Source organism: Herbaspirillum lusitanum P6-12 (genome assembly GCF_000256565.1).
GTDB classification, from domain to species: Bacteria; Pseudomonadota; Gammaproteobacteria; order Burkholderiales; family Burkholderiaceae_D; genus Herbaspirillum; species Herbaspirillum lusitanum.
Window position 1 is genome coordinate 1 of record NZ_AJHH01000704.1, and the last position, 1,802, is coordinate 1,802.

Here is a 1,802-nt window from a genome sequence, read left to right on the forward strand (position 1 = left end):
ATTGCGCTCGGCGCAGGCGCAACTGATCGACCTCGACGACACCCGCAACCAGCTCGAACACGCCATCGCCATGCTGATCGGCAAAGCGCCCGCGCAGTTCAGCCTGCCCGCCCTGCCGCCGGCTGCGGCCAGCGATAGCGCCATCGACGCCAATGCCGCGCGCCTGCAAGGCAGCCTGCCGCAGATTCCGGTGGGCCTGCCCTCGGAACTGCTGGAGCGCCGTCCCGACATCGCCAATGCCGAACGTCTGGCCGCCGCGGCCAACGCCAATATCGGCGTGGCCCGCGCCGCCTATTTCCCCACGCTGACGCTGTCGGCCAGCGGTGGCTACAACAGCCTGGCTTTCGCCAACCTGTTCAACACCCCCAGCCGCGTCTGGTCGCTGGGGTCGGCGCTGGCCGAGTCTCTCTTCGACGGCGGCGCCCGCAGCGCCCGCAATGATGCCGCCGTGGCGGCCTACGACGCGGCCGTGGCGCAATACAAGCAGACCGTGCTGGGTGGCCTGCAAGAGGTGGAAGACAAGCTATCCACCCTGCGCGTGCTGGACCAGGAAAGCACCGTGCAGGCCCAGGCCGTACAGTCGGCGCAGCTGGCCGAACGGCTGGCCATGCGCCAGTACGAGGCCGGCACCGTCACCTATCTGTCGGTGGTGACGACCCAGGCCGCGTCGCTGACCAACCAGCGCAACGCCGTGACCTTGCTGGGCCGCCAGCTGGTGGCCAGCGTCGCGCTGATCAAGGCCACCGGCGGCGGCTGGCAGGCTGGGCGGGACGCCCCGTAAAGCCAGCCGCCGGCATTGTCGAATCCCCCTTTCCTCGCGAACATTTCAGGACGAGTTTCAGGCATGAGCACCTCACCCACCCCTCCCCGGCGTTCCCGACTGGCCATCGCACTGGCCGCAGCGCTGCTGATGGCCGGCATCGGCGGCTGGACCCACCTGCAGCGCGCCAGCGCCGCCGACCAGCCGCAGGCCAAGGCGCCGCCGCCCGTCTCCGTGACCCTGGCCAGCGTGCAGGAACGCGACTTGCCGCAATACCTCGCCGGCGTCGGGACGGTGACCGCCAACGCCAGCGTCGTGGTCAAGACACGCATCGATGGCCAGCTGGAAAAGGTCGGCTTCCAGGAAGGCGAAGACGTCAAGAAAGGCCAGTTGCTGGCCCAGATCGACGCCCGCGCACTGCAGGCGCAACTGGCCCAGGCCGAGGCGCAGCGCGCCAAGGACAGCGCCACGCTGATGAACGCCCGGCTGGACCTGCAACGCTACACCACCCTGCGCAGCCAGGACGCCGCCACCCAGCAGCAGCTCGATACGCAAAAGGCCCTGGTGGCGCAGCTGGAAGCGGCCGTCAAGACCGACGAGGCCCAGGTGGCCTATGCCAAGGTGCAATTGAGCTATACCACCATCAATGCGCCGATCTCGGGCCGCGTCGGCGCGCGCCTGGTCGATCCGGGCAACATCGTGCATGCCACGGACGCCAACGGTCTGGTGGTAATCAACCAGATCGATCCGATCACCCTGGTCTTCACCCTGCCCGAAGAAGCCGTGGCCGGCATCAACCGCGCCCAGCGCGCTCACCAGCAGCCGCTCCAGGTCTCCGCCTATGCGCGCGACTCGCAGGAAGTGCTGGCCACCGGCAAGCTGGTCCTGCTGGACAACCAGATCAACACCACCAACGGCACGGTGCAGTTGAAGGCGCGCTTCACCAACCAGCAGCACGTGCTGTGGCCGGGCCAGTACGTCAACGTCAACCTGCAGATGGACGACCACGCGTTGTCGTTGACCTATGCGTTTTCCGGGACCA

Annotated in this window: 2 protein-coding genes; both read left to right on the forward strand. The window is 68.0% G+C overall.

Annotated elements, in window-relative coordinates; translation table 11 throughout:
- The coding region (locus HLUSI_RS0122845) for an efflux transporter outer membrane subunit (protein ID WP_016836153.1) at nucleotides 1-781 on the forward strand (781 nt) is incomplete at its 5' end.
- A gap of 63 nt (nucleotides 782-844) precedes the next feature.
- A partial coding sequence (locus HLUSI_RS0122850; RefSeq protein ID WP_029363913.1) for an efflux RND transporter periplasmic adaptor subunit occupies nucleotides 845-1,802 on the forward strand: 958 nt, incomplete at its 3' end.